The sequence below is a fragment of the Streptomyces sp. NRRL S-495 genome, assembly GCF_000966955.1.
In the GTDB taxonomy this organism is placed as follows: Bacteria; Actinomycetota; Actinomycetes; order Streptomycetales; family Streptomycetaceae; genus Kitasatospora; species Kitasatospora purpeofusca.
Window position 1 is genome coordinate 1 of sequence record NZ_JZWY01001049.1, and the last position, 3,033, is coordinate 3,033.

Annotated in this window: 2 protein-coding genes; one reads left to right on the forward strand and one right to left on the reverse strand. The window is 76.3% G+C overall.

Annotated elements, in window-relative coordinates; all coding sequences use genetic code 11:
• Positions 1–739 (reverse strand): NAD(P)-dependent oxidoreductase (locus tag VR45_RS38695; protein WP_052709706.1); only part of this gene is annotated, 739 nt, incomplete at its 3' end.
• A gap of 580 nt (positions 740–1,319) precedes the next feature.
• Here VR45_RS38695 and VR45_RS38700 point away from each other — a divergent pair.
• Complete coding sequence (locus tag VR45_RS38700) at positions 1,320–2,561, forward strand: glycosyltransferase (RefSeq protein ID WP_045944646.1); 1,242 nt, start codon at positions 1,320–1,322, stop codon at positions 2,559–2,561.
• Positions 2,562–3,033 lie beyond the last annotated feature (472 nt).

Below are 3,033 nucleotides of genomic sequence, written 5' to 3' on the forward strand. Positions count from 1 at the left end.
CGGCGACGTGGTCGGCGCAGCGGACGGCGGCCTCGGCCATCGCACTGCGGGTCATCCCGGCGACGTGCGGCGTCAGCAGGGCGTTCGGGAGCCCGAACAGCGGTGAGTCGAACGCGGCGTGCTCGTGTTCGAAGGTGTCGACGGCCGCCGCCGCGAGCGGGTGCCCGGGATCGCGCAGGGCCTCGGCCAGGGCCTGCTCGTCGACGATCCCGCCCCGGGCGGTGTTCAGCAGGATCGCGCCCGGCCGCAGCAGTGCCAGTTCACGGCGGCCGATCAGGCCCCTGGTCCGCGCGGTGAGCGGCAGGTGGACGGACACCACGTCGCTGCTCGCCAGCAGTTCGGCGAGGGAGTCCGCCCGCCGGACGCCGTCCCCCTCGGCAGGGCCGCGGCCGAGGCTCTGCACGGTCAGGCCGAGGGCGCGGGCCCGGCCGGCCAGCGCGCGGCCGATCCGGCCCGGGCCGAGGATGCCGAGGGTCAGTTCGGACAGTGCCCGGGCCGGTGCCGCCGGACTGCGCCAATCACCTTGGTGCGAAGCCGCGTTGTGGCCGACCAGATCCCGGGTCAGGGCGAGCAGCTGGGCCAGCGCGAACTCGGCGACCGCGTCCGCGTTGGACCCGGGTGTGTGGGTGACCACGACTCCGTGGCGGGCGGCGGCGGCGAGGTCGACGTGGTCGGTGCCCGCCCCGGCCCGGCCGATCACCCGCAGCGGCCCGGTCGCGGTACCGGCANGTACCGGCATCCCCGGAAACGGCGGCGCCACCGGTGGCAGTGCCACCGGCCGTGGCGGCGAGGAACGCGGCGCGGAACGGCACCCCGGCCCGGGACTTGACGGCCTGGTGCCCGCCGTCGCGAAGGGTCTCGGCGATCACGGCCGCCTCGTCGAAGGGGTCGAAGTCGGTGAACTCCACGCGCTCGCCCCAGGCGGCCCGCGCGGCCGCCCGGTCGGTGACCCGCCGCAGGTTCAGGGTGACGGCCAGGCCGTGGCCGAGCAGGCGCTCCAGCTCCGCACCGAGCAGGTCCCCGGGTGCCGCGTCCAGCAACAGGATCCGATGCCGCCTCAACACGCCCCCCGCTCCGGGCCGGAGCCTCACGAGCGCGGTACGGCGCGCGGCAGCCGGTCGATGATGATCATCACTGCCAAGCTACAGCGAACCGGGGGGCTTGCGGCAAGACCCCGGTGACGTCGGAGAATCACCCGTCGAGGCCGGAGCCGGAGCAAGAAGCCGGAGCAAGAGGCCCGAGCAAGAGGCCGGAGCCGAAGCCGGAGCCGGGAAGGCACCGGAACGGCACCGGAAGAGCAGATGTGGAAGGAGCGCGGGATGCGCGTTGTGCTGTCGACCTACGGGTCGCGGGGAGATGTCGAGCCGCTGCTGGGACTGGCGGTGCGGTTGCGCGAACTGGGTGCGGACGTACGGCTCTGCGCACCGTCGGACGAGGAGTTCGCGGCCCGGTCGGCCACGCTCGGCATCCCGCTGGTGCCGGTCGGCGACCCGGTGCGGGCGCTGGTGACCGGTGCGGCGCCGGCGCCGACGGACTTCCCCACCCGGGTGGCGAGGCTGACGGCGGCGTCCTACGAGGCGGTCCTCGGGCAGGCGGCGGCGGGCGGCGCGGTCGTCGCGACCGGGCTGTTCCCGAGCGCGGCCGGTGCCAGGGCGGCGGCGGAGAAGGCGGGTGCCCGGTTCGTCTACGCGGGCCTGCAGCCCACCGTCCTGCCGTCGCCGCACCACCCGCCGTTCCAGTACCCGGGCCGCCCCGCGCCGCCCGAGGGCGCCGACAACGCGAAGCTGTGGGAGCTGGACGTCGAGAGCATGAACGCGATGTTCGGCGGACCGGTCAACGCGCACCGGGCGTCGGTCGGCCTGCCGACGGTGGCGAACGTCCGCGACCACGTCCTCACCGAGCGGCCGTGGCTGGCCACCGACCCGACCCTCGGCCCCTGGCGGCTGCCCGCCGAACTCGACGTGGTGCAGACCGGAGCCTGGCTGCTGCCGGACCCGCGACCGCTTCCCGCCGAGCTGACCGCCTTCCTGGACGCGGGCGAGCCCCCGGTGTACGTGGGCTTCGGCAGCATGCCGATGCGCGGTTCGGAGGACGTCGCCCGACTGGCGGTCGAGGAGGCCGGGGCGGCCGGCCGCCGGGTGGTCGTCGGCCGGGGCTGGGCGGAACTGTCGGCAGGTGCGGAGCACGCGCGGGGCGACGGCGGTGCGGCCGGTCCGGTCGACCGCTTCGTGGTCGGCGAGGTGAACCACCAGGCGCTGTTCGCCCGGGTCGCCGCCGTCGTGCACCACGGCGGCGCGGGCACCACCGCGGCGGCCGCCCGGGCCGGTGCGCCGCAGCTGGTGGTGCCGCAGATCGTCGACCAGCCGTACTGGGCCGCCCGGGTCGCCGAGCTGGGCATCGGCGCGGTGCACGACACGGCCGTGCCGACCGCCGGGTCCGTCGCCGCCGCGCTGCGGACCGTCCTGTCGCCGCAGACCCGGGACCGGGCCGCCGCCGTGGCCGCCGGGATCCGCACCGACGGCGCGGAGGTGGCCGCGCGCCTGCTGCTCGACGGCTCCTGACCTGGTTCCGACCCAGGTTCCGGCCCGGGGTCCTGCCCCGGGTCCACGGGCCGGTCCGGGGCGGTCGCGGGCCTCTCCCGTGCGTTCCCGCCGCACCGGCCGTCGGCCCGACGGCCGGTGCGTCCCCGACAGCCGGTGCGGCGGGACGGGTGCCGGGCACGGTTCTGCCCGGATCGGGAGGAGTGAACCCGTGCAAAACGGAATGAATCCCCCCAGGCCGGGTACCACAACCTACGGAGCGGCCGTTCCGCGCCGCTCCCGTGCCCTTTCCGGGCGCCACCTGGATCGTCGCTCGACGAAGCCGGGCAGAGGTCTTCGAGAAGAGGGGCCGCAGCGCGCGGGCGATCACGCCCACCCCCTCTTGCGGTCCGAGGCGTTCCCGCTGCCCAGGAGTACCGCCGTGTCCGTCCCGACCCTGGGGACCGGCCACCGAGCCGGCCCGCCGTCCGTTGCCCCCGTCCCCGCCCCCGCC